Annotated in this window: 17 protein-coding genes; 10 read left to right on the top strand and 7 right to left on the bottom strand. The window is 41.6% G+C overall.

Translation table 11 applies throughout. The features are described from left to right. Positions 1–5: 5 nt before the first annotated feature. The 3 genes from IUZ65_RS20120 (at position 6) to IUZ65_RS20110 (ending at position 4912) form a co-directional block, all read left to right on the top strand. Positions 6–977 (top strand): ParB/RepB/Spo0J family partition protein, encoded by a 972-nt coding sequence (locus IUZ65_RS20120; RefSeq protein ID WP_195705803.1) that lies wholly within the window; start codon positions 6–8, stop codon positions 975–977. 77 nt (positions 978–1054) lie between these two features. Continuing rightward, positions 1055–3070 carry a tRNA(Met) cytidine acetyltransferase TmcA gene (locus tag IUZ65_RS20115; protein ID WP_195705802.1) on the top strand — a complete coding sequence of 672 codons (2016 nt, stop codon included), beginning with the start codon at positions 1055–1057 and terminating at the stop codon, positions 3068–3070. 162 nt (positions 3071–3232) lie between these two features. Further along, the gene (locus IUZ65_RS20110) at positions 3233–4912 is read left to right on the top strand and encodes a DUF342 domain-containing protein (RefSeq protein WP_195705801.1); all 1680 of its coding nucleotides are present in this window, start codon (positions 3233–3235) and stop codon (positions 4910–4912) included. A gap of 74 nt (positions 4913–4986) precedes the next feature. Here IUZ65_RS20110 and IUZ65_RS20105 read toward each other — a convergent pair whose 3' ends face one another. The 4 genes from IUZ65_RS20105 to IUZ65_RS20090 all read right to left on the bottom strand — a co-directional run bounded on the left by IUZ65_RS20105 (position 4987) and on the right by IUZ65_RS20090 (position 11152). Then, positions 4987–7101: a type I secretion system permease/ATPase gene (locus tag IUZ65_RS20105; protein ID WP_195705800.1), complete on the bottom strand. Its 2115-nt coding sequence runs from the start codon at positions 7099–7101 to the stop codon at positions 4987–4989. A 27-nt stretch (positions 7102–7128) separates the two neighbouring features. Continuing rightward, entirely contained in the window at positions 7129–9039 is a 1911-nt protein-coding gene (locus IUZ65_RS20100; protein WP_195705799.1) for a bifunctional diguanylate cyclase/phosphodiesterase, read from the bottom strand. A 5-nt stretch (positions 9040–9044) separates the two neighbouring features. Continuing rightward, complete coding sequence (locus IUZ65_RS20095; RefSeq protein ID WP_229638257.1) at positions 9045–9668, bottom strand: transglutaminase-like cysteine peptidase; 624 nt, start codon at positions 9666–9668, stop codon at positions 9045–9047. Positions 9669–9760: 92 nt separating this feature from the next. Further along, positions 9761–11152, bottom strand: a complete 1392-nt coding sequence (locus IUZ65_RS20090; RefSeq protein ID WP_195705798.1) for an HlyD family type I secretion periplasmic adaptor subunit — start codon at positions 11150–11152, stop codon at positions 9761–9763. A 297-nt stretch (positions 11153–11449) separates the two neighbouring features. Between IUZ65_RS20090 and pdxH the strand changes: the two genes are divergently transcribed. Then, the gene (gene pdxH / locus IUZ65_RS20085) at positions 11450–12121 is read left to right on the top strand and encodes a pyridoxamine 5'-phosphate oxidase (RefSeq protein ID WP_195705797.1); all 672 of its coding nucleotides are present in this window, start codon (positions 11450–11452) and stop codon (positions 12119–12121) included. An 82-nt stretch (positions 12122–12203) separates the two neighbouring features. Here the strand turns inward: pdxH and IUZ65_RS20080 are convergent, their stop codons facing one another. Both IUZ65_RS20080 and IUZ65_RS20075 read right to left on the bottom strand, forming a co-directional pair. Further along, the gene (locus tag IUZ65_RS20080; protein ID WP_195705796.1) at positions 12204–14027 is read right to left on the bottom strand and encodes an SUMF1/EgtB/PvdO family nonheme iron enzyme; all 1824 of its coding nucleotides are present in this window, start codon (positions 14025–14027) and stop codon (positions 12204–12206) included. Between the two features lie 180 nt (positions 14028–14207). Continuing rightward, on the bottom strand, positions 14208–15311 hold the full coding sequence (locus IUZ65_RS20075) for a PEGA domain-containing protein (RefSeq protein WP_195705795.1): 1104 nt from the start codon (positions 15309–15311) through the stop codon (positions 14208–14210). A 357-nt stretch (positions 15312–15668) separates the two neighbouring features. Here IUZ65_RS20075 and IUZ65_RS20070 point away from each other — a divergent pair, with 357 nt between their 5' ends. From IUZ65_RS20070 to IUZ65_RS20050, 5 genes are all read left to right on the top strand, one after another. After that, on the top strand, positions 15669–16487 hold the full coding sequence (locus IUZ65_RS20070; protein ID WP_443083758.1) for a helix-turn-helix domain-containing protein: 819 nt from the start codon (positions 15669–15671) through the stop codon (positions 16485–16487). Between the two features lie 175 nt (positions 16488–16662). Then, on the top strand, positions 16663–19791 hold the full coding sequence (gene putA / locus IUZ65_RS20065; protein ID WP_195705794.1) for a bifunctional proline dehydrogenase/L-glutamate gamma-semialdehyde dehydrogenase PutA: 3129 nt from the start codon (positions 16663–16665) through the stop codon (positions 19789–19791). Further along, on the top strand, positions 19791–20480 hold the full coding sequence (locus IUZ65_RS20060; RefSeq protein WP_195705793.1) for a 1-pyrroline-5-carboxylate dehydrogenase: 690 nt from the start codon (positions 19791–19793) through the stop codon (positions 20478–20480). Before putA ends, IUZ65_RS20060 begins: the two co-directional genes overlap by 1 nt. Before the next feature lie 71 nt (positions 20481–20551). Further along, a complete protein-coding gene (gene putP / locus IUZ65_RS20055) occupies positions 20552–22045 on the top strand; it encodes a sodium/proline symporter PutP (protein ID WP_195705792.1) in 1494 nt (497 codons plus the stop codon). 591 nt (positions 22046–22636) lie between these two features. Next, positions 22637–23119: an Lrp/AsnC family transcriptional regulator gene (locus tag IUZ65_RS20050; RefSeq protein WP_195705791.1), complete on the top strand. Its 483-nt coding sequence runs from the start codon at positions 22637–22639 to the stop codon at positions 23117–23119. A gap of 22 nt (positions 23120–23141) precedes the next feature. Here the strand turns inward: IUZ65_RS20050 and IUZ65_RS20045 are convergent, their stop codons facing one another. Continuing rightward, positions 23142–23336: a hypothetical protein gene (locus IUZ65_RS20045; protein ID WP_195705790.1), complete on the bottom strand. Its 195-nt coding sequence runs from the start codon at positions 23334–23336 to the stop codon at positions 23142–23144. Positions 23337–23688: 352 nt separating this feature from the next. On the opposite strand from IUZ65_RS20045, the gene IUZ65_RS20040 reads away from it, so the two are divergent. Continuing rightward, the gene (locus IUZ65_RS20040) at positions 23689–25545 is read left to right on the top strand and encodes a methyl-accepting chemotaxis protein (RefSeq protein ID WP_195705789.1); all 1857 of its coding nucleotides are present in this window, start codon (positions 23689–23691) and stop codon (positions 25543–25545) included. Positions 25546–25584: the final 39 nt, after the last annotated feature.

Genomic DNA, 25584 nt, shown 5'->3' with positions numbered 1-25584 from the left:
AAACCATGGCGATAAAAACTTCTGAGTTAAACGCGAAATTATTTGGCAAAGCCAACAAGCGCCGCGCGACAACTCCTCAAGAAGCACAGACAGCGGCTAAGGAAAAAGCGCAAACTATAGAGCTTAGTGTTGCTGGGCAAGAAATGGTCGAGTTCGAGCTCGTTCAGATTCCGGCTGAAGATATAGAAAGCAGAACAACCGTATTTGCTCAAAATGCACGTGAGCAGTCATTTTTAAATGAACATGCTTTATCTGATGTTCTTGTGACGTTAAAAGAACGTGGTCAACAATATCCAGCGGTTGGTCGCAAAACTAAAGATGGCAAGATAGAAGTATTAGATGGTAGTCGTCGTCGAATGTCATGTATTTTAGCGAAAAAACATTTCCTAATATATGTGGCAGAGGCAATAGGTCCAGAACATGCTAAGTTTCTTTCTGATGTTGCAAACGCCCATAAGCCGCTTTCGTTATATGAACGTGGCAAAGAGATGTTGAACAAATTAGAGAGTGGCGAAGCAAGTGATCAGAAAACGTTGGCTGAAATTTTTCAATGCAGTGAAGCTCTTGTGAGTGGTGCGTTGAAAGCCGCTGCGTTGCCTTTAGAGTTATTGCAAGCGTATCCTAATGTGAGTGAATTAGGGCGACCGACGATTGTTAAACTACATAAGCAATTTAACGAATTGGATGAGAATGGACGACAGTCATTGCTCGATAAGTGTAAGTCTAAAGAAGCTTTTGCGTGGCAACGTAGTGAAGCTCAAGGCGTCGCTCGCTTAACCAAGGATGTAACAGAACATATAGAAAGTTGGATCGAAGAACTGGCACCCAAAAAATACGAAATTACTACAAAGAAAGAGTTGATAAAGGGGAGAGCTATGTATACGCGTAAAGGCAGTAATTTAGCGATAAACCTTAAAAAGGTCGATGATAGAGCCATGCAAGATATCCTGGCGTTTATTGAGTCGAAATTAAATTAATACAATAAAGCCGCTCTAGCGGCTTTTTTTTTGTGCTGTGATAACATAAAGCATTGTTTCTCTCCGGTGTTTATCAAATGACCTCTCCCCTATCCTATCTAAAATCTTTGTCCGCTATAGCTGAAGCAAATGGGCACCGTTATTTGGTAAGACTTAACGGCGATGGTTATTGGCAAGATGAACTGCTAGAAAGCTATCTCTCAAGTCGTCCGCTAGATTTATGCTATAAGTTGGGAGGAAAAGCATTAGCTGGGGCCAAATTATTATCGGCTAAGCAAGGTGCTCAATTATTAGGTAGAGAAGTTGAATGCCTTATTTATGATGATGATGATGGCTTTGATGCCAACAGTTTTACCGCTGCTTCTGGTGCACTTCGCTATGGTGGGATCTTGTTCCTCTTGCAGTCAAATAAAGATGATTGCATGTCGAACCGATGGTTGAAAACGGCACTCGTTGATTCGATTACAATCTCTGAACATAATAGACCGCCTTCGTTACCCATATATTCAAACTCTTCAGCTCTTGAAAACCAGTTCTATGAACAAGAAAATGCGATATCACTAATAAAAAATGTAGTAAGTGGGCATAGAAAAAGACCACTTATTCTTACTGCTGATAGAGGTAGAGGAAAAAGTTCGGCACTCGGTATCGCCGCTGCACAACTGATCAATAGTAAGGACCTCCGTATCGTCGTTACGGCGCCCTCTCGAAAAGCGGTCGACCCTGTGTTTGTTCATGCGAAACAACATTTAACAACTATCACTAACGAAAACAAAAACTCGCTTTCGTCAAACCACTCTTTCATTCAGTTTGTTTCTCCTGATGAATTAATCCGGTCGAATATTGAATGCGATTTAGTATTGGTAGATGAGGCGTCCGCGATACCCGTTTCGATGTTACTGCGTATTACTTCTCTCTATCATCGCACTGTATTTTCTTCGACAATTCATGGTTACGAGGGTTGTGGTAGAGGATTTACGCTTAAGTTTTTTAAGTGGCTCGACGAAAACCGACCAGGTTGGAAAAAATGTCACATTCATCAGCCAATACGGTGGAATGAAGGCGATCCACTAGAAGCATGGGTTTTTGATACATTTTTATTGAACGCAGAAGTTTATCCAAAAAACGTTGAACGCATTATTGGTCAGACACAGAGTTCGATTATCAATAAAGAACAATTACTGAGTTCCCCTACTCTATTTAAGAAGATTTTTTCTTTACTGGTTAGTGCACATTATCAGACCTGCCCTAATGACATGATGCAGATATTGGATGATGAGTCTATTTTCCTTTTTGTTCGTAAGAGTAGGGACGATGTAGTTGGTTGCATTGTGGCAAAAGTTGAAGGTGAGCTCAGCCCCGAATTAATTCAAAGTGTGATGAAAGGAATTAGAAGACCTAAAGGGCATTTGGCACCCGTTATTCTTGCGGGTCAAATGGGTTTTTCACAAGCTGCTGTCTGTCGCTCATTACGAGTGATGCGGATTGCCGTCGCACCCGCGTTTCAACACTCTGGTATCGGTAGTCAGATGCTGCGCGACCTGAGGTCTCAAAAAGAAATTCCGTTTGATTACCTTTCTACTAGTTTCGGTGTTACCTCGGAGTTGTATCGTTTTTGGATCAGTAATTGTTTTTACCCGGTACGTTTGGGCTCTAGTCTCGATCATGCTAGTGGTACATATTCGTTATTGATGCTCAGTTCTGATGCTAAAACTAACTGGTTAGGGGAGGCTGAAGCTCGTTTTTGTCAGGATTTTGTCGCCTTGCTACCAGAGACATTTCAACAATTACCTGCACCTTTCGTTTTGGATTTATTGCGTTCGTGCAATATGAAATCCATTTCCATTTCCGTTTCTCATTCTCAAGTTAGCCTAGTTCAATTTTATGTTGAAGGCGGTGGCGGATACGAGAGCGTCGTTTATCCATTGATCAAGTTGTTGTTAAAGTACATAGACACGAAAGAGATCCATCCTATATTGGTGTCTAAGTTGTTGCAAAAAAATTCATGGAATGAGATTGCGACGATTTACTCACTTAAGGGAAGGAAACAATCTGAACAACTTTTTAGGCGGAGTGCAGCCATATTGCTTTAATTTACACTGTAAACTGTTGCTTGATTTACACTGTAAATCTTATTTCTTATCTGAATTGTTAATAAAAAAGTGATTCAAACAGGGTTTTTCGTAAAGTTTGACAAAGTGTCCCATACTTTAATATAAACTCTTAATATCAAATGAAATGAGCTATGTTCTAAAATGTGGAAAGAGTTAACTCGATTATCTGAAGACTCCAACAGCGTCATTGCTCAACTGCCCCGAGGCGAGGAAGTTGGGCCTACGTTTAGTATTGACGGCCTAGAAAAAGTCTTAACTGAGCTAGAAGTTAGCAGCTTTTATTATGATGATGAAGCTGCTGGACGATTTGTGCGAGCTGCTAGAGAAAATAAAAAATCGGCGTTTGAAGGCGTTACTGTCGCCTTTCGTAAAGATGCAGAAGCTAAAGTTGAATTGTCAGATAGTGACATGCTCGCGACAATGCATGTCACTGGCCCTTTTGGGGGTAAACAAATTAGTCCAGTAGAAATCATGCAGGCGCTTGCAAATGCACATGTAACGAAGGGTATTAATAAGCTAGCGCTTAAGAAGATGCTATCTTTGAGCACAGACTTGCCGAAGGGAGAAGTCGTTGAACAACCTGTAGCCCGAGGGTTACAACCAGTAAATGGTAAAGACGCACAATTTGTCCCTATGGTTGAAGACGCGAATACTCGGGTTTTAGCTCCCCAAGAAAAAGACAACAAAACCCATAAAGTTGATATGCGTGACCTTGGTGAAACCATTACAGTTGAGCAGGGTCAAGCGATAATGAAACGCATCCCTGCGACGAATGGCAAACAAGGTTATACGGTAGTCGGTGTCTCCATTCCGCCTCAAGCAGGCAATGATAAAATATTGAAAGAAGGTAAGGGCTCCAATATCGATAGGGACAACCCAAACTTGTTGCGTGCTAGCCAGTCAGGAATGCCAATTATTCGGGAATCGACAATCGACGTTGACCCTTCTCTTATTTTGAAAAATGTTGATGTTACAACTGGCCATGTCAAATTTAAAGGTAGCTTGATTGTATCTGGAAACATCGAGGCGGGAATGGTCGTTCGTGCTACTGGTTCTGTAACCGTTGGTGGTTTTATAGAATCAGCAGATGTCCAAGCTCAAGAAGATATCATTGTAGGTAAGGGTATTATTGGACACGCCGTAGACGAAGGTGAAGATAAAGCCTGTGTTGTTAAAACAAACGGGAACATCAAATCAAAATATAGTCAGTTTGCTTTTCTTCAAGCGATGGGAAACATTGAATTAGAGCTTTACTGTATGAGCTGCACAACAATGTGTACGGGTGATCTAACCGTCAAAGACGCGAACAACAAACATGGTACGCTTAGTGGCGGTATTGCACGAGTGGGCGGTAAAGTAGAGTGTATCAATTTGGGTGTAGAAGGTGATACGGCGACAACGATACAGGCCTTCGTTAAATATAATAAGTATAAGCAGGGTCTAGCCGAGCTGAGAGAACGTTACAAGGTTGTGCAAGACAAAACCATGGACGCCATTCGGCAAGAAATGGAATTGATGAAAAGGCCCAAAGAAGAACGCTCAGAACGAGAAATCGTCGGGATTCAAAATCTAAAGAAAAAAAACAACGTATTGATTGAACAAACTAAAACTAAAATAGAGAACGCTGAGTCTGAGCTTGAAAGGTTATTGGAGCTAAATACGATAAAAGCCAACAAGGTCTTTACCCGTGTTTCAATTCAGTATGGGGATGAAACATATTTGACCAAAAAAGACAAAGGTGTCAGCGTATTTTCCTATGACCGGAATAAGATTCATTGTCGGACGATGGTTGAAGGTGTTGAGCAAGAGGAAGAACTTTAAATCTTTTAATACGAGATAATGGATGAAAAAAGAGGAAGCATTGCGCTTCCTCTTTTTTTTGCAACTCTGCTTCTTTAACTTACGGCTCTAACTTTCCCTTGCTTAAGGTCTTTTAATACCTGATGTTTTGGGCCGTCCGCGATGATAGACCCTTTTTCCATCACTATTACTCGATCAACAATATCCAGCATAGAGGTTTTATGCGTTATCAAAATAAGCGTTTCATTTTTATTCATCTGCCCAAGCTGATTTTTAATATACATCTCGGTACGGTTATCCATGGCACTTGTTGGTTCATCCATCAAAAGTACAGGAGGGCGACCCAATAATGCGCGAGCAATTGAAACCGATTGCCGTTGTCCACCAGATAACAATAAGCCACCTTCACCAACTTGCCTTTCAAGGCCCGCAGGATCTTGTTGAGTAAATACGGTCACACCGGCGCGATTAGCCGCATCCATTACCTCTCTATCATCAACGAGCGTTTGTCCCAGCGTAATATTGTCTCTTATTGAGCCAAAGAATAAGACGCTTTCTTGAGGTACACAGCCTATATTGCGTCGTACATCGACATGATGCAGTTGGGCTATGTCGGTATCATCAATACGTACATGCCCCTCTGTGGGTTGATACAGGCCCATAATCAGGCGCTCTAGAGTGGTCTTGCCTGAACCAATACGACCTATTATTGCCACTTTCTCCCCAGGCTGAATGGTTAGGCTCAGATTTCGAATAGACGCAATCGTCGAGTCTGGGTAGTGGAAGGTCACTTTATCAAGTTCAATTTTACCCTGAATTATCGGTCTATGGATGTAGCGTTTACCTTCTTCTTGCTCGTCGGGCATTGCCATGATTTGTTCGATGATAGTCATTGACGACTTAGCTTGATTGTAGCGAGTCGAGAGAAGGGATAGCTGCACGAGTGGACCAATTGCTCGTCCGCTTAACATAGTGGCAGCAATTAACCCGCCCATTGTTAGCTCGCCATCAGCAATCAAATATACGCCGAGGATGATCATTCCGATATTACAAGATTGCTGAACAAACCCCGCCATGTTCTGGATAGTGTCGGTAATTCTGCGGGTTTTAATGTTCCAGTTTGCCATATGGGCAACGGATTCTTCCCAGCGATATTGAAACTGACTTTGTGCACCAAATAACTTAACGGACTCAAGTCCTGCTAGACTTTCGATTAGGTTGGCATATTTCTGAGAGGCTAACCGAGAACCCTCTTCAATACTCTTTCTCAACGGGCCCTGAATGATCAAGGAGTGAATGATTAGAATGGTGACCCCTGCGATTGGGATGATGACCAAATTGCCAGCCAATAACCAAATTATACCCAAAAAAAGCAGAGCAAACGGCAAGTCTATTAGAGCCGACATCGTTGCTGACGTGAAAAATTCACGAATAGATTCAAACTCTTGTAAGTGTCGGGCAAAGGCACCTACTGACGGAGGTTTCGACTCCATACGAATGCCCAACACTTTACTGTATAGCTTTGATGAAATGAGTATATCTGATTTTTTTCCGGCCACATCAATGAAATAACTTCGAAGTAGCTTGAGCACAAAGTCAAAAATGAAGACAACAAAGATACCCGAAGCTAAAACCCATAATGACTCAAAGGCTAAATTTGGCACTACCTTGTCATAAACGAGCCGAGTAAACATAGGTGCCGCAACGGCAAACATATTGACCAGTATAGAAGCGATTAATACATCTCTATAGATATGTTTTGACGCAAATAATGTGCCCCAAAACCAATGTCCATCTCTTGTTTTCAATATCTCAGGTGAGCGCTCGTCGTATCTGAACTGCTTTTTCACCAAGAAATATCGGCCGATGTACTGTTGGTTCAGCTCTTCCACAGGTATTGACACAGGCATCATGTCTGAGTCGGAGGTCACTATTTCAGCCTCACCATCGTCACTGTTGATGCTGACTAATACACATGCGTCGCCTTCTTTGAGAAGGAGAATCGCCGGTAGAACGAGATCGGATATCTGGCTAAAGGGGGATCGGTTCTCCTTTGCGACTAATCCTGCTCGTTCCGCAGAGCGAGGTAAAAGAAACGGTGTCAGTAAACCATCAGATAACGGCAACCCGTTGATAAGAGCATCTGGTGAATTTGCTAAGCCATAATAACGACTGACATAAATCAGTGAATTTAATAGTGGATCTCGCATTCAATGCGACCTCAAATATAATTTTTGTTATTTATCGACAATAAAGCCTTGGAAAACTTCAATAAAGTGCTCAGATAAGAAGTCTAATTGAGTCTTAGTTTCTACCCTAGAAGCGATGGTTGTGATACCTAAATTATGCGCCGTACGAGAGATAGACGTTAGTGTGTAGCGCTGTTTTTCATCTTCAATTTGATGGGTATAGAGATAATCTAATTTAACGTACTTTGGTCTAAACTCATTGATGTAATCGAGCGAGTGGAAGTGACGCCCGTAGTTATCGACACCAAACTCTGAACCACTACTGCGAATGGCATGGCAAAGTAATGCCGTATGGTGTTGATGGGAGATAAAGCAGATTTCGGGTATTTCGAAATGGAGTTTTTTGGCTGCATTAGGAAATTTGGTAAGAATTTTGGTTAGCCAGCGAATAAAGCTTGGCTCTGAAATACTGCTCACGGTCAGGTTGATTGCGAGTGTGTCATTGATAATCCGGTTTTCTAGGTTATCAATCATGTTTTCAATGACAAATTGGTCAAATATGTAGCCAGCGTTGAGTTGATCAAGAGCAAATAGGTACTGGTTTGCGGTATAGCGAACGCCGTCTTTTTCAATCGAGGAGAATACTTCGCGGTGGAATGTTTTACCGTCGTTACTGCTTGCTGACTGAAACTTGAATTCGACATTGCGGTTGCTGATGGCTTCTTCAACCAACTCTTTCCACTGTTGTTTACCTAGTAAAATTTGGTCATTTACGTCAGAGACAATGGCATAATTTCTCTCTGGATGCGCCACGGCTTGAGACAGTGCGTTATCAACAAGAGAGAGTACCTCAGACGATGATTTGCTCACCTCGTTGTATACAAGGCCTAGAGCCATATCGACAGGGGCAGTGCCTGTTGGGTCTGCACGCACACTTTGCACATTATCAACAATATTCTTAGCCAACATATGCAACTCTTCATTTTCAATATTAGGGAAAATGAAGGCGAACTCTTCGGTGCTAATTCTCGCAATAGTCACGTCGGGAGAGTGCGTAGTGAGTTTTAGGTGATCGGCAAGCTCTCTTATTAGAGTATCTCCAGCCTCATAGCCAGACTCGTCGTAAGCATCTTTAATAAACTTAGCCTGTAATAGCGCTATACCACCTTTGGAAGACTCAGCCAGCCATTGAGTGAGCTGCCCCATAAAGAAGGATCGATTACCCAATTGAGATACCGGGTCCATATAAGCCCTTTCTCTTAGCTGCTCTGCTTCTTTCGCTTGTGCCCTAAAGCTTTTCTCGACTTGCAGTGACATCGTGTTTATACCGTTAACGACAGCGACTAAGTCTTTGGTTTTTGGTTTTTTAAGTGGCTCACCAAATTTATTTTGGGCAATTTCTTCCATCTTGATAATGATAAGCGAAAGTGGACGTAGGCTTCTTTTTAGCATGGCAGAAATCAGTAACATACCCAGAGTGAAAGCAACAAGAAATGCGACACCTAGGTTTTTGAGTGCTCCCCAAAGTTGCACATAGGCGGCACCTGGATGACTAATTATCTCTATTTCGGCCAGTTGCAACCAACCACTTGTGACGACTCTTCGGTCATGGAGCTTGGTCAAAAAATGCATATCAATAAACCAATCGGGTACGCCATTAGCCTTTACTGGGTAGGAGCGAATTATCTCCTCTTCTGTATCCAAGAAGGTCAATTTCACTATTGAGTATGAGCTACCGTCAAACAAGGCGTTGATAACGGACTCCACAGCAACGCTATCCTTTTGTTCAAGATAAGGAGCAAGTGCAAGGCCAACGGTATTGATGGTGTTATTCATTTCTGAGCGCTGTTGTTGCATCAGAAAGTTACGCGTTGTCGTGAACTCTATCACTAAGACAGAGCCAACTAGTAACAAGAAAACAGCCAACATACCTGCGACAAGTTGTTTATGTAATGTCATGGTGGTTACTCATTGTAATTTAGTTTTGGTTTATTAAGTTTCAATGACTTATTTCGCGAGCGAAGATCATTCCATAAGCTTAAGCGAGAAGAGTTACCTGCTAATTGCCCGCTCGCTTTTTCCTTCATTAGCCATAGGTTTTTACCATTGAAACTATAAATTGGCAGTAAATCTCGCCTCTGGGTAGCGGGCTTAATTACTGGATTAATATTGTCTAGGATTACAGGAACTGAACTCGATTTTTCATAATAGGCTAGAACCATATGAAACTGATTCAATTCAATCGCTTTTACGTAAACGAGCCGTAGCTTTTTGTCAGAAACTCCTAGCTCGAGTAACGAAAAATACTTTGCGATAGTGAAGTCTTCACAATCTCCTGCATTGCTGCCGATGAATTCGAGTGGTGTGGCCCAATAATCTTTCTTGGCCCATAAATCGATATCATTCACAAAGTTAAGTTGATTAAAAAAGTTGTTCACACCAGTAAGCTTATTGTTTTCAGACTGATTTTTAAGTGCCGCCATTTCGGAGCGCCAAGTTTCTGTCCGCTTTCCTGCTCTTACTCCATATATTTTTGAAACAGCGTTAACCCAACGCTGTTCTTCTGTATTGAGAGCCGATGATGTCATAGAAAAAAACATCAATATTAATAGCGGAATAATGGTTCTCACGGTTACTTATTCACTGCTTACAGTCTGAGTGTCGTACGGCATGGTGGTCATTATTCCCTAAGTGCGGTTTTTTGTGCTGTTAGAATAGGTTTTAACAGATAGTCTAAAACGGTGCGTTTTCCGGTAATAATATCGACGGAAGTTGTCATCCCAGGGATAATAGGCAAGCCAGCCTCTGTACCAAATTTATGGTCATCTGTTCTGATTTTTACCATATAAAAGCTATTCCCTTCTTCGTCTTGGATAGTGTCCGCGCTGATATGCTCTAAAGTTCCCTCTAAACCGCCATAACGGGTGAAGTCATATGCACTAAACTTAACTATAGCAGGTAAGCCTGGTCGTAAGAATGCGATGTCTTGTGGCGCAATTTTTGCCTCTACCAGCAGTGTATCCTCTGTTGGTACTATTTCTACCAAATCCATACCCGGTTGAATAACGCCCCCAACAGTATTGATGTGTAGTTTCTTGATTGTGCCTGTTATCGGCGATAGGACGACGGTTCTATTGACCTTATCCTCTAATCCGATAGTCGATTCGGTAAGTGCTGACAATTTGTCTTGTGCCTGATTTAACTTTTCTTGTTGTTCTGAACGAAACTTCAATGCGGCGTCAATCCTACCCAACATAGACTCTCGAACGGAAGAGGTTAGACTCGGGATTTTTAGCTGAGTAGAGGTAAGTTCTCTGCGCGTATCGTTAAGTTGACGTTGTAATTTAAGCAATTCAATTTTAGGAACAACACCTTCATCGGCCAAAGGCTTGGTTATATCTAACTCTCTTTTGGCGAAGTTATAACTGGTCTGTAGGTTTTTCGCCCTAGCTTTTAGCTCAACAAGTTCTTGTTCTTTTTGTTTTACTTGTTGATCTATAACGGAAAGTTTATTATTTAGATTGTCTAAGTCTTGTCGGTATTCAGCACGTTGACGCTTGGCTAACAGAGGTCGTAATTCGGTTATGATTGGTGGGAAGGCGAGCTTGTCGAAATCAATGGTTACGCTATCTTCCCAGTTAGAGTTATCAAATTCTTCTTGAATTTGTACGCTAGTGATTGAGGCAGACAATTGTAAGACACTCGCGGTTAAGTTTGATACTTGTTGCTCTCGTTCTCTGAAGTCAGAACGAAATCGCGTATCGTCAATCAGGATGAGCTGTTGACCTTCTACTACCGATTCACCTTCTCGAACCAAAAGGCTTTTTACCAAACCGCCCTCTAGGTTCTGTACGACCTGAAGTTGAGAGCTTGGAATAACCTTGCCTTGTCCTACGGTAACTTTGTCTAGCTGAGCCCAAGAAGCCCATACAATGGCGGCAATAAAAAACAGCACCATTACCCATAGAAGTATTCGGGCACTACTTGGTGTGTTTAGAAGCAAAGCGGCGGTTTTGTCATCCACATAGTCTAACTCTGCATCTTTTAGCATCTTAAACTTCTTACTGCTCATCTGCTTTCCTTGGCAATAAACGGAAAATACGGGTGGTTATTTTAACGACATTTAACATTGATTTTATTAGCTGTTGGGTAGAATGTTAAGCAATAATATATTTTTATTTTTTTTCTCAAATAGTTAGAGTGAATTCAAGTAGGGAGTAGCATAGTTTAATTGTTGATAGAGTAAAGGGTTTCAGTATTTATTTGATTATCAAAGAGTGTTCTCAAATTTCGCTGAGCCAGAGGAGAAGATTCTTGTTTTCATCGCGTGATAAGCGCAAAATTAGTAAAAATTATTCGAGGACATAATATGGAACTGAAGGATATTCGTCGTGAATATACTAAAGGTGGATTACGCCGAAAAGATTTGAAAAAGAATCCGATCGATCAGTTTAACCTATGGTTAGAGCAAGCGGTTAAAGCTGAATTGGTTGATCCTACTGCGATGACGGTTGCAACGGTAGACGAGCACGGTCAACCTTTCCAACGTATTGTGTTACTGAAAAATGTTGATAATGATGGTTTCGTTTTCTATACCAACTTAGGTAGCCGTAAAGCACATCAAATAGGGGTGAACGCGAAAGTGAGTATTCACTTTCCTTGGCATCCTATTGAGAGGCAGGTTCATATTACAGGGACGGCGGTCAAATTGTCGGCACTAGAGAACATGAAATACTTCTCTTCGCGTCCTAAAGAGAGTCAGATTGCGGCGTGGGCCAGTAAGCAGAGTAGTCGATTGTCTGCACGTGGCCTACTTGAAGGCAAATATTTGGAGTTAAAACAAAAATTTGCTAATGGAGATATACCTATTCCTAGCTTCTGGGGAGGCTTCCGTATTGTTCCTGAAAGTATTGAGTTCTGGCAAGGTGGCGAGCACCGTTTACACGATAGGTTTATCTTCACAAACGATAGAGAGCGGCCTTCAAGTGGCGACGCTTCTCAAGATGAGAGTTCGTGGTCAGTTGATCGACTAGCTCCTTAGGTAATGTATTTTAAAATCTTAATCTCCCCTTAATAAGGGGAGATTATCTGAAGTTATCTACCCTTATTAAGAGTGAGTCTCTTTAAAGCTGGCGCAGTATCCGGAAACCAACGTAATTTGATGCTGTATTAGGTGCAATAAAGAGTTGGCTGTGGCTCGTGGCTTGGTTTGGAGAGAAACTCCAAGAGCCACCCTTAGTGACACCTCTTGAATCATTCGTCCACTCCCAAACATTGCCAACGACGTCATAGAGCCCGAAGCCATTAGGAGCAAAGGTTTTAACGGGTGACGTGCTTGTATTAGACCACTTGGTACCACCCCATCCTGTGTTTGCCTGACCCGCTCCAAATGAATTCCCCCACCAATAGGGTGACTGACTGCCAGCAAGTGCTGCAATTTCCCATTCGGTTTCGCTCGGAAGTCGATATTTAAATCCAGTTTGTTTTGATAGCCACTTAGTATAGGAAACCGCATCTGTCTGGCTGATACATACTGCAGGAGAGTTTGCTTTCTGCTTAAACCCTGGGTTACGCCAGTAGCTATCTGTAATTGGTACAATTTGAGACTCTTCTACCGTTGTGCAAATTTTCTTAAGTTCTGCGTCGGTTTGATAACCTGTGAAGTTAACAAAGGTTTCAAATTCGCCAACCGTTATTGGTGTTGCGGACATAGCGTAAGCTTTGTTGACGTTTACTTGTTTCGCACTGTTTTCACCGATGAGGTATTGGCCTGAACCAATAACAACCATCTCTGGCGCTTTGGATTTATTTTGTAATGCGTCGGCAAACTTTCGGCCTGAATGAGGAACATTTTCTTTTTCTCGCAATACAGCTCTTAACGTATGGTCGCTCAATATATTCAGCTCTTGATGGAAAGATCGGTATCCTTCTTTTTCAATCGTCACCATATGGCTACCTACAGGTAACATGATGTCGAGAGGTGTACTACCATACCGAACACTATCCACCGCGACTTTATCTTCGTACTGGTTTGAACGAATGGTGAGTGTTACCCACTGAACCTCTTTTTTCTGTTCGTTGTTTGGTTTTGCGCTCTCATCAAAGCAGTAGCGAGACTCTACATCCAACAATTTACACGGAATGTTCTTAGCAGGACGTGCTTCCATGGTGACGTCTAAGATGGTTTGGTAGCGACTGTCATCAGCAAAACCATCTTTAGATGTTTTCTGTCCGACAACATGGATGTTTAGCGACACATTGGTTAAATGTTGCTTGATCAGTTTTTGCTCGGTCGTATTGGCAATGAGTTGATTTTGATATTTTCCGACTGCTTTCTGCAAGGCGAGATTTTTAGTTTGGTCTGCACATTGTGCAATGGTCATGTTTTCTTGACAGACATTAGTGAAACTGGTTTTTAGCTCGTCTTGTTGTGTAAGCTCTTTTCGCAAGCGCTCAATTCGTGCCCTTACTTTTTGGTCCGCGAGCTTATTCAAATCGGCATTCAGCCTTTTTTGATCGATTTCAAAAAGCGACAGGTCGGCGTATAGCTCTTGCAATTTTTGTTCGGATTCGAGACGAACCTGTTGATTCGTTTTGACATCTGCCCATGCGCTCTGATAAGCACCTTGGCTTGGTCTCAAGTCGATATCAGGCTCATTGGTGACTCGACTGTAATCTCGATCGAGCGCCTTTTTTGTCTGCTCAAGCTTTTTGCTCAGTTGAACAGATTGCCTTTCAAGTCGGCTTTGTTCATCTTGAGCTTTTTTGATAGCCGTTTTTTGCTCTGCTACTTGTTTGGCAGAAGCGTCCATTTCTGTTTTTTTGGACTGTAGCGTATCATCTGCTTGCTGAACTGTTACGGTAGCAACGGTATCCGTTGCTAGCACCGCAAAAGGAATAAAGCACAGAGACAATGCTAGTAGTAATGCAGGTAAACCTTGTCGCATGATCGTAATTACTTTAATGATTAATCGGGTAATTTATCCATTCTATACGAAAACGCCACTTTGTCAGAACATATCATTGCATGATATTGGACAAAATGGCGCTTAATAATCAGCTTTGTGAATTCCGGCAGGTAATCACAGCGTTAACATCACCGATAAAATAGCGGTAATGTAACTAACTTAGCTTTCTTTGCTGTTGAGTAGTTTTACCCAAACGGTGTCGCTGCCGTTTATCGTAATGACACGATTGTAAGTTTCGTAGCCTTCTTTTGATACAGTGACTTGGTGACGACCTGCTGGTAATACGATCTCGACAGGCGTACTTCCGTACTTAACACCATTGATGGTCACGGAATCATTGTATTGATCTGAACGAACCGTCACATTTGCCCATTGCTTGTTTTTATTGTCCGTTTTCGTTGATGCTTGGCCTTTTAAGCAATATCTCGATTCAACGTTCAACAATTTACATGCTGCGACGGCTTCTGGTTTCGCCTGCAACTGAGCTTGCATCTGTGTGCTGTAAGAATTGCTACCAGCAAAGCCACTTTTAATCAATTGGCTCTCTTGAACGTGGATGTTCAATTGAACACCATCAAGGTTCTGCTTAGCAAGCGTTGTTTCTGTTAATCCTACCAATAGTTTAGATTTGAAGGCTTTAACGGCTTTTTGCTTCGTCAGATACTTACCCTGATTAGCACATTCGCCAAGTGTCATTGTGGTAGAACAGGTTGTTGTGTAGCTTGTTTCTAACACATTGCTTTCTCGAAGCTCCGCATTGATACGTTTTACACGAGCCTCAATATGAGATTCTTGTAAGTTCTCATATTCATTATTAAAGCGGGCTTTTTTCTGTTTAACCTGAGAAAGCTTCACTTCACTTTCCGTTATCTCTTGACGGTTAGCCAGTTGACTTGCCTGGGTTTCTTTTAGCGCTGCCCAAGATTCTTGATACTCTTTTTGGAAAGAGGTCAAATCAGTATCGGGATCATCAAGAAGTCTCGAATATTGCTTATCAAGTGCAACTTTAGAGCGATTTCTCTTCGCTTCTCTATCCGATGCATCTCGCTTTAGAGACGCACTTTCTTGTTGTAAGCGTTTGAGATTTGCCGATTCGGAATCAAATTCTTGATTTACAGCATCGATGTCGGCCTTCTTTTGGTCAATTTTTCCATCTATCGCAATGACAGGATCCACTTGTTGTGTTTCTTCTGTTGCGAAGGATACTGGCGACCAAAAGGGAATTAGCGCAAGAAAAAGCGCTGGGATACGGCGTGTGATCATAAGTCCCTGCATAACATTTTAGATTAAGGCAAAATGAGCTAGATTAATAATTAAATTTGCTACTCAGCTTTCACTTCTCTGAGCTCTTCAATAACAGTCAATAAGCATAGCATTATTAATGATATTCTTTAAAGCTTTATGATAATTTTTGAGCTGTAGAGAATATATTACGAGTTGACCATCACAAAATATCCATCTTAAGATTAGAGCAAACATTAGCCGTAAATTATGTGCACTTGATCATCGTTCCGAATGTTGAACAACCGTAACGCTTTTGACTCCTTATTTCATTCATGATTAGAATGCAGGACTATACTGTAATACGATTGACGATTTTAAGGTGCCTTTACCGTGGCGATATCTGACGAGAAACGTAAGGCGTTGATAATGTCAGCATCTGAGTTTGCGCCTAAACCTGCTGAATTAGTGACGCTACCCAATTATATGAATAGCCATGATCATGATTATTCTCAGGTTGTTATTGGGTTAAAGGGGCAGGCCGAATTTAATGTTAACGGTATTGGTAACTTAGTAAAACCGGGGCAGGGGGTAGTTGTTACTGCAACGACGGATCATGCTTTTGGTGGTGTGAATAATAATTCTGATATCTTGGTTCTAAATCTACCGACTTTAGCCGATGACAGCCCTGTTCTACTACAACGACTAAACCATCTTTCTCAGTCGGATGTTTATTTTCAGCTGGACAATCAAATTCGTCAGTTAATTAAGATGTTGGTTATGGAGATGGAAGAGCATCCACAAGATTTATTGTTGAGCCGTGCATGTAACGATACGGTTTTGGCGTTATTGCAAAGACATTCGTCGACCTTTCAAACGAGTAATAGAGACGCAAGGTTAGATATCGATGTTGTCGATAGATACATCACTCATCATCTTCGAAGAAAAATCTCGGTAACACAGCTTGCAGGCAGCGTCTTTCTGGGTGAGAGTCAGTTTCACACGCTGTTCAAATCGCAAACAGGGATTACTCCACACCAATATGTACTTAACAAACGGATTGATTTTGCTAAAGAGCTTATTGAACAAGGTAAGTATTCATTGAGTCATATTGCTGACTTGGCTGGTTTTTCTGGTCAAAGTACCTTTACCCACGTATTTACTCGTCTTCACGGTTTTTCGCCCTCCCAGTATAAAAAGCGTATCCATAATAAATGATTTGTATCGAATAAATTAAAAGTTAAGGTGAGATTTGTTCAAATTTTGTTAACAACCGAAGTTTTAGACAAATAAACAGGAGTTTTTGACAACTACTGCCTTCCTCAGCAAAATACACTGCGGCTATCTAAAGAAACGTTAGAGATTTTTCTGATGTTGAGATTGAGGAATGTGGATGTTTAGAGCAACTGATGTGCTGACGACAGGCCTCGTTGATAAGCCTATTGACGAAATCTGGTCACTTATCTCTCCACTTTATATGGTGGATGAATCTAGATGGTTAACAGAGCTACTTCCAATGGCAACGCCTTCGGAAGATGAAAAAAAGCAAATTCAGCAGCAAACAACAGATTTGATCAAATCTATTAGAGCAGACAAAAAATCAATTCAAATGGTTGATGCTCTATTGCTTGAGTACAGTTTAGATACTCAAGAGGGTATTTTGTTGATGTGTCTTGCAGAAGCATTGATGCGTATTCCTGATAGCGCAACCGCAGATGCATTAATAAAAGACAAATTGACGGTTGCAGATTGGAAGTCCCACCTACAGAACTCAGATTCTGTATTTGTTAACGCTTCAACATGGGGACTTATGTTAACGGGTAAGGTTGTTGGTTTGTCGCAATCAGAGACCAAAAGCCCAGCAACTGCGGTTTCTAGGCTCGTCAATAAGATGTCTGAGCCTGTTATTCGACAAGCGATGCACCAAGCGATGAAGATCATGGGGCATCAGTTCGTATTGGGTCGAACGATCAAAGAAGCGCAGAAGAACGGTAGAGAGAATCGAGACAAAGGCTATGATTTCTCTTTTGATATGCTCGGTGAAGCCGCGGTAACAACTCGGGATGCACAAAAATATTTCAATGAGTACCTAAGTGCGATTCAAGCTATTGGAAATAGTAGCCCTAGTGCTGACCTAACCACCGCGTCAATCTCTATTAAACTTTCCGCGTTACACCCAAGATACGAAGTCGCGAATGAAAATCGTGTGATGAGTGAACTCTATGCCTCGATTCTTAAGCTTGCGGTGAAGGCAAGAGCGTTGGGTGTTGCTATTACTATTGATGCCGAAGAGATGGATAGGCTTGAACTTTCGTTACACCTGTTTAAAAAGCTATACCAAAGTACTGAAATAAAAGGGTGGGGCAAGTTCGGTCTTGTGATTCAGTCTTATGCTAAGCGCGCATTGCCTGTTTTGATGTGGCTTAATAAATTGGCCAAAGATCAAGGCGATGTTATTCCAGTGCGTTTGGTTAAAGGTGCTTACTGGGATAGTGAAATAAAGTGGGCTCAACAGTCTGGCTATAAAGACTACGCGGTGTACACACGAAAAGAGGCGACAGATGTTTCTTATCTTGCATGTGCGCGTTTCTTATTGAGTGAACATGCTCATGGAAATATTTTCCCTCAGTTTGCTAGCCACAATGCCCAAACTGTTACCTCGATTGCGGTGATGGCGAAGCATACTGACTATGAATTTCAACGATTACATGGGATGGGAGAATCTCTATACCACCATGTTATCGACACGTATAAATCGAATGTTCGTATTTATGCACCAGTTGGTAACCATAAAGATTTGCTTCCTTATTTAGTGCGGCGCTTATTGGAAAATGGAGCGAATAGCTCTTTTGTACATAGACTCGTTGATGCCCGATGCCCTGTCGATTCTTTGACTGAGCATCCTGTAGATATGTTGTTGGGTTGTTCCACACTACATAACAATAAAATTCCGTTACCGTTAGAAATATTTCCGGGGCGTCAAAATTCGTCAGGGGTGAATGTTGATATTGAAAGCCAATTGATACCGTTTGAGAGTAAAGTGAGCGCTTACTATGACAAGAATTGGACCGCAGGTTCGGTCATTGATGGACATTCAATATACGAAAGCATGATCAAGGACGAGATCAACAATGTTCAGGTGACAACACCTTATGATCGAAGCAAATTAGTGGGGAACGTTCAATTTGCCACCCTTGATCATGTTTCCAAAGCGATTGCAGCATCAGAGCATGCTTTCGACATGTGGCAAGAAGTCTCAACTAGCCAACGTGGACAATATCTAGAAAACTTAGCCGATTTGTTAGAAAAGAACCTCGCGGAACTCGTCGCTCTATGTCATCACGAAGCTGGCAAGACAATTCATGACAGTATAGATGAGGTTCGTGAAGCAGTAGACTTTTGTCGTTTTTATGCAAAACAGCATCACGTATTTGAACCGGAAACCGTTACCGGGTTCGATGGTTCAATACAGACCATTACCCGCGGTGGTCGTGGTGTTTATGTCTGCATCAGCCCTTGGAACTTCCCATTAGCCATATTTTTGGGGCAGATTACGGCCGCGTTAATGGCCGGAAATACAGTGATAGCTAAACCAGCTGAACAGACGTGTTTGATTGCAGCGAAAGCGTTTGAATTGATTAAACTCGCCGGTTTCCCAAATGGTGTGGTGCAATTACTGCTTGGTCGAGGAGCCGATATAGGCGCAGCACTGACGAGTCACCCATCTATTGCAGGTGTGGCTTTTACTGGTTCTACGGAAACAGCAATGCGCATCAATCAATCACTCGCGATAAGAGACGCCGCTCCAGTTCCATTTATAGCCGAGACGGGTGGTCAAAATGCGATGATTGTTGACAGTACGGCATTGCCGGAACAAGTGGTGAGAGATGTTATACGCTCAGCATTTGCCTCTGCAGGGCAGCGTTGCTCGGCTTTGCGTGTCCTTTATGTGCAAGAAGATATCGCCGATAGGATTATAGAACTTATTCAGGGCGCGATGGATGAACTATACGTTGGGTTGCCTTATCGGCACAAAACGGATGTAGGCCCAGTCATCGATACCGTTTCGAAAGAGAAGCTGTTAGAGCATATCGGTAATATGAAACAAACCCAGAAATTGGTCAAAGAACTCAGCCTTTCTAGTGAGTGTGATTCAGGTGATTTCGTACCGCCGTGTGCGTTTGAGATCGATAGTATAGGAGCGTTGAAGAAAGAACATTTTGGCCCAGTACTGCACATCATTCGATTTAAAGCCCACGAAATACAGCAGATTGTGAGTGAGATTAACCAAACTGGATACGGTTTGACACTGGGTATCCATAGTCGAAATGAAACGACTTATCGTTGGATAGAGAAAAATGTACGCGTTGGTAACTGCTATATCAATCGAGATCAGGTCGGTGCGGTTGTAGGTGTTCAACCGTTTGGTGGTCAAGGGCTATCTGGCACTGGACCTAAGGCCGGTGGACCACATTATCTCTACCGATTTACTCAGGCGAAAACAGAAAGAGGAGTGGCATAATGGGCGAGATACAAAAGAGCTTTGATTACTCTTTCACGGCTTGGGAAGAGTGGAACCTAACGGATATAGACTATCGTTCTGAGTTGCTTGGTAAATTTGTGAACAGTTTACCCAGTGGTGTTATTGCCGCGGGTAGATTTCAATTAAATCAAAGTCAAAAGGTGACGTCGACGGCTTATCAACTAGTTGGGCCAACAGGCGAAACGAATGAGCTATATGTAGCAGGAAGAGGGGTCGCTATATTAGCGATCGACTCTACTCACGACAGTGCCCATTGTGCTGCAATTGCCTTTCTTGTTTCTATGTTGGCTGCTGGAAACAGCGTTATCGTTTGTTGCGATGACGAAACACTGACGCAGCTGTTAGCAACAGTATCTGTATCAGAAAGTTTGCTTAGTAATATTGTTCAATGTCTTCCTTTCAACAGCTATAAAGCGCTGATGGATAAAGATATTAAAAGTTTTGCTTTTGTAGGTAATACACAAGCGGAATTAGAGATGAATAAGTTGCTTGCTTTACGTACTGGCGCGATTACTGCGCTGGTATCGGAAACGGATCTAGATGGGCTTCCACAGTCGCAAGATCCTAAATTGGTACTTCGTTTTATTACAGAACGTACTCGTACTATCAATATTACCGCGGTTGGTGGTAATGCCACGTTACTTGAATTAGGTAGCGAGACCCGGTAATCCCCCGTTCCTTTTTTATCCCCTCTAATGATGGAGGGGCATGGAAGATTTTTAAGATAGAGGATATTTTAATGATAGAAAATAGCTTTGCTATTACAGCAACATTTGCTGCATATTTAATCATGATGTTGGCGATAGGATACTATGCATATCAACGTACATCGAATTCTAGCGACTACTTTCTTGGTGGTCGTTCGTTAGGTCCTTGGCCCGCGGCGTTATCTGCAGGGGCATCCGATATGAGTGGTTGGCTCTTATTAGGTCTGCCGGGATACGCGTATGCTGCAGGTATTGAAGCATTTTGGTTGGCCGGAGGGTTGCTTATAGGCACATGGGCAAACTGGTACATTTGCGCGAAACGCCTAAGAACCTATAGCGTTACAACGGAGTCATTGACGATACCTGAGTTTTTAGCTCGTCGTTTCGGTGATAAATCTAAGCTCATTCAAAGTATCTCTGCATTCTTTATTTTGTTGTTTTTCCTTTTCTATACCAGTTCTGGTTTAGTTGCAGGTGGTAAATTGTTTGAGACTGTTTTTGGCCTTGATTATAGCTATGCAGTAGTAATTGGTGCGATTTGTGTGGTTTCTTACACCTTATTTGGTGGGTTCCTTGCGGTGTCTTGGACTGATTTGGTGCAAGGTTTATTGATGTCGGCAGCGTTACTCATTGTGCCGATTGCGGCAATGCAAGGCGGTTTCGGGCAGCTAACTGCAGATCTAGCCACAATTAACCCTGAACTACTCACACTTTGGAATGATTCCAAGGGTGAGCCTTTAACGGCTGTCGCTATTATTTCATTGGTCGCGTGGGGACTTGGTTATTTTGGTCAACCCCATATTTTGGCACGCTTTAAAGCTACGCGCACAAATCGGGATCTTACCGTCGCGCGTCGCATCGCTGTGGTGTGGACGGGTATCTCCATGGCGGGTGCATTACTTGTCGGTTTAGTGGGTTTAATTTACGTCACCAATTCACCAATGGGTGAACTGGCTGATGGTGAAAAAATATTCATGGTGTTAGTGAATGCTATTTTCCATCCTGTCATCGCGGGTATCTTACTAGCGGCCATCCTTGCTGCCATAATGAGTACGGCTGATTCCCAACTTCTGGTTTCGTCATCTGCACTGGCGGAGGATTTTTACAAGCAAGTATTCAAACCAGATGCCACCTCAGAAGAAGTGGTTAAAGTCGGGCGTATTGGTGTGATTTTTATCTCCATCTTCGCACTGGTGTTAGCTGCAAACCCTGACAGTTCTGTTTTAGGCCTTGTTTCTTATGCTTGGGCTGGATTCGGCGCTGCATTTGGCCCGGCAATCGTGCTTAGCTTGTATTGGTCTCGGATGAATAGAAATGGTGCTCTAGCGGGTATTGTTGTGGGTGGCATTACGATTGTTGTTTGGAAACAGTTATCTGGCGGTTGGTTTGATGTGTACGAAATTGTACCAGGTATTATATTCTCAACGATCGCGATAGTTGTTGGAAGTTTGGCATCTAGTGAGCCAGAACAAGTGGTGATAGAGCAACACAACAAGTATAAAAGATTGTTAGATGAACTTGAGTAAATTTGATCTAGCTCAAACATCGTAAAAATGAGAAGTAGAAGGGCAGAGTAGTCTGCCCTTTTTTTGTGATCAAATTCTTACATATTGAAAATAATTTTAAAGTTTTTACATTAATCTAATAAATCTGGACTTTTTAGGTTTACTATTGATTCGCTTTTTATAACTCATTCATAAGTTTAGATTTTAGGAATCGACCATGCCAGATTTGTACTGTTCCGCATGTAAAAGAACAACCGCCCATAAATCAATAATGTGCAGAAACGAGATCGTTCCTGATTCATCTATTGGGCAGTTTTTCAATTCTATCGGACAGATATTCCGTGGCAATCATTACTGTGATATGAAAGCACAACTGTTTTGCAGGGAGTGCAATTGCCAACACATAAAACTAGAAAGTGATATGAGCGGAACCAAAATGAATACAACAACTCAGGTGAGCCTGAATTGATATCATAAGATTCGATGTTTAGATATTACAGAATAGATAAGAAAATCCAGATAACGAGTTATCTGGATTTTTTTCTTTTGTTTCTAAGGAAAATCTTTATATTGAATGGATGAATTCTTGGATGAAGAAGGTTGAGCAAGGATATGGCTCAAAACTTAGATAGAACCGATCGCGAAATATTGCGTATCTTGCATAAAAAAGGTCGCCTCTCAATGGTCGAATTGGCGAAACAAGTCCATTTAACAACCTCACCATGTTCCGATAGAGTTAAACGCCTTGAAAAAGAAGGTTTTATTAAAGGCTATCACGCAGAAATTAGTGCAGAAAAACTTGGTTTAGACGTGCAGGTCTTTATACATATACGTTTAGACCAATCAAGTTTTTCTATATTTGATAGGTTTGCCAAAGCGGTCAATTTGATGCCTGAAATAGAAGAGTGTTATTCACTATCAGGCGATTTTGATGCAATGATTAAGATTCGAGTTAAGAACATGAAAACGTATCAAGTTTTCATGTCTCAGAAGCTAGGTACTTTACCCGGTGTTATACAAACTCGTAGTGAAGTTGTCATAGGTGACCACAAAGATAGTTTCGGCGTCAATGCTGATATGATCACTTCGGAATAGTATTAAACAAGCAATATCGTTTTTATGGAAGATCGACAGTGATGGTTTTACCTCCGTACTGGTGGATAAAGTCATGTGCTCGAACCGTAACATCAAATCTATAGGTATCCTTGCTCGTTTTACTCACCTGCACATCTATAATGTTGGCTTCCCCGGCAAGGGCTGAAAATGGAAGTAACAGTGCTGAGATGATGATTGCTTTGGTACGAACGTACATTGGCTAACTCCGAAAATGACAATAGGGTGTTTTTCTTGATGGAATTCACTTTACACTGTAAATGGATCCTCTAAGGGAATAAAAAGAGAATTGTCATATAGATAGTTCTCTTTTTTTGTTTGTACAGCTTTGTAAGTAGATTTAACTTTCTATCAATAACAACTTTAGTTTTGCTAATGTAATTACCACACCAAAAAAGCAATCGATTGCTTTCGGAGTATTCGAAAACTCCCATAATTTCCTTTCATATGAACGACTATTCGATATATTATCCACAATAAAATCAGGGATATAGCTAGGTGTGGCTAGCTAGCTATACGTCAAAAATGTCTATTTATAGTAGGATTACACAGTGTCAATTAAGAAAATGCTTTGCTCAATAGTAGGGCTGTTGGTTGTTGGGATGGCGATTCTAATATTCAGCACCCAACACTTAGTACAAAAGATTGAAGGTGCCATCGAAACCTCTAAACAAGTCGTCAATATTGAAGTGAATATGTTGATGTTGCGAAAAAATGAAAAAGATTTTATGTCACGAAAAGATCTTAGTTATCGTGACAAATTCCAAAATAATCTAGAAATTCTTCATACTAAAATAGACCTATTGGAACAAATGCTAGTAGAGGCTGACATTCCGAATTCTAATTTGTCCTCGTTGACCTCCACATTTGATAAATACGACAACGAGTTTCATAAGTTGGTGAGTATCCAACAAGAAATAGGTCTAAATGAAAAAGACGGGGCGTATGGTTCTTTAAGAGAAGCTGCACATACTATCCAAAGTATTACGCAGGAGAAAAATAACAAGTCTTTAGAGATACAACTGCTTTTATTACGCGGTTATGAAAAGGACTTTATGCTGCGTCTTGATGAAAACTATGCAACTCAATTTAATCATCAGTTGACTAAGATGGCGGCCGATGTAGATTCAACTAACAGTGAAAACATCGAACTCACTTCTAGTTTAAAAGTTTATAGAGACGCCTTTAATCTATTTGTTTCGCTATCAAAACAAAAAGGATTGACTGAAAACGAAGGCATTATAGGAGCGTTACGCCGCGCAGTTAAGCAGAGTGAGTCACTACTATCAGAAGAAGTCGAAGTATTAAAAGGTAAGATTGCAGCGGTTCAAAAGGAAACAAAATTGATTCTTATTTCGCTGAGTTTAGGAATAACTCTGGTTATTGCTTTGTTAGTGATCTTTATCGCCATTAAGATCTCCAGCCGCCTAAAAATTGTAATTCTGACCATGAATGATATTGCTGAGGGGGAAGGGGACCTACGAGTAAAACTTGATACAAACGGGAACGATGAAATTGCAGAACTAGGACGAGCTTTTAATGTATTTGTTAGTAAAATTCATCATACGGTAAGTACGGTTGCAAAATCTACTGAGCAACTTGCCTCTACCTCGGAAGAAATGTCGGTTGTGATGGATCAAGCTCAAGCCGGTGTATACAAACAACAACAAGATATAAGTCAGATTTCAGCTTCCATTGAAGAAATGAATGTCACTGTACAGGATATAACGCTTAACTCAACGCAGGCGGAAGCAGCAGCTGTGCAAGCTCGTCATGACGTTTCTCAAGGATGTGAGGCGTCTGATCTCAGTATCAACAATGTAACTGAATTAGCGAAGGATGTTGGCGGTACAACGAATATCATCAAAAAACTGGTTACTCATAGTAACGATATTGGAGGCGTATTGACGGTTATTCAAGAAATTGCAGCTCAAACCAATCTACTCGCACTTAATGCTGCCATCGAAGCCGCTCGAGCTGGTGAGTCTGGCCGCGGGTTTGCTGTTGTGGCGGATGAAGTCAGAACGCTTGCAATGAGAACTCAGGATGCAACGAAAGAAATATCAACCATTACTGACAGTATTCAGATTGACGCGCAAAGCGCGACTAAGGTTATGGCGAATAATGAAAAACAGGCGAATAGTACCGTACATCAAGCAACATTAGCCCACGATGCGTTAATGCATATTACCCAGTCCGTTGACGTTGTCACTGACATGAATAATCAAATCTCGGTGGCGACGGAGCAACAGAGCCAAACAAGTAATGAAATTGGCCATCATATGGCTGACATCAATCAAGTTTGTGTGGAATCGGCAACGGGAATGGAACAATTATCTGTTGCTAATAAGGAATTGGTACAGATGACTTTACAGCTTAACCAACTGATTAATAAATTTAAGTTGTAGCAGAAAATGTACTTTTTGTAAGTAGAGAATAATTTGAGC

Source organism: Vibrio sp. VB16, from assembly GCF_015594925.2.
Lineage (GTDB): Bacteria > Pseudomonadota > Gammaproteobacteria > Enterobacterales > Vibrionaceae > Vibrio.
This window is presented reverse-complemented; position numbering and strand designations above follow the sequence as displayed.

Excerpts from the sequence above, each read along its gene's own strand:
- IUZ65_RS20050 (WP_195705791.1), top strand. The coding sequence starts at position 22,637 with ATGGCTCAAAACTTAGATAGAACCGATCGCGAAATATTGCGTATCTTG.
- putP (WP_195705792.1), top strand. The coding sequence starts at position 20,552 with ATGATAGAAAATAGCTTTGCTATTACAGCAACATTTGCTGCATATTTA.
- IUZ65_RS20060 (WP_195705793.1), top strand. The coding sequence starts at position 19,791 with ATGGGCGAGATACAAAAGAGCTTTGATTACTCTTTCACGGCTTGGGAA.
- pdxH (WP_195705797.1), top strand. The coding sequence starts at position 11,450 with ATGGAACTGAAGGATATTCGTCGTGAATATACTAAAGGTGGATTACGC.
- IUZ65_RS20105 (WP_195705800.1), bottom strand. The coding sequence starts at position 7,101 with ATGCGAGATCCACTATTAAATTCACTGATTTATGTCAGTCGTTATTAT.
- IUZ65_RS20100 (WP_195705799.1), bottom strand. The coding sequence starts at position 9,039 with ATGACATTACATAAACAACTTGTCGCAGGTATGTTGGCTGTTTTCTTG.
- IUZ65_RS20045 (WP_195705790.1), bottom strand. The coding sequence starts at position 23,336 with ATGTACGTTCGTACCAAAGCAATCATCATCTCAGCACTGTTACTTCCA.
- IUZ65_RS20120 (WP_195705803.1), top strand. The coding sequence starts at position 6 with ATGGCGATAAAAACTTCTGAGTTAAACGCGAAATTATTTGGCAAAGCC.
- IUZ65_RS20110 (WP_195705801.1), top strand. The coding sequence starts at position 3,233 with ATGTGGAAAGAGTTAACTCGATTATCTGAAGACTCCAACAGCGTCATT.
- IUZ65_RS20095 (WP_229638257.1), bottom strand. The coding sequence starts at position 9,668 with ATGACATCATCGGCTCTCAATACAGAAGAACAGCGTTGGGTTAACGCT.
- putA (WP_195705794.1), top strand. The coding sequence starts at position 16,663 with ATGTTTAGAGCAACTGATGTGCTGACGACAGGCCTCGTTGATAAGCCT.
- IUZ65_RS20115 (WP_195705802.1), top strand. The coding sequence starts at position 1,055 with ATGACCTCTCCCCTATCCTATCTAAAATCTTTGTCCGCTATAGCTGAA.
- IUZ65_RS20075 (WP_195705795.1), bottom strand. The coding sequence starts at position 15,311 with ATGATCACACGCCGTATCCCAGCGCTTTTTCTTGCGCTAATTCCCTTT.
- IUZ65_RS20090 (WP_195705798.1), bottom strand. The coding sequence starts at position 11,152 with ATGAGCAGTAAGAAGTTTAAGATGCTAAAAGATGCAGAGTTAGACTAT.
- IUZ65_RS20080 (WP_195705796.1), bottom strand. The coding sequence starts at position 14,027 with ATGCGACAAGGTTTACCTGCATTACTACTAGCATTGTCTCTGTGCTTT.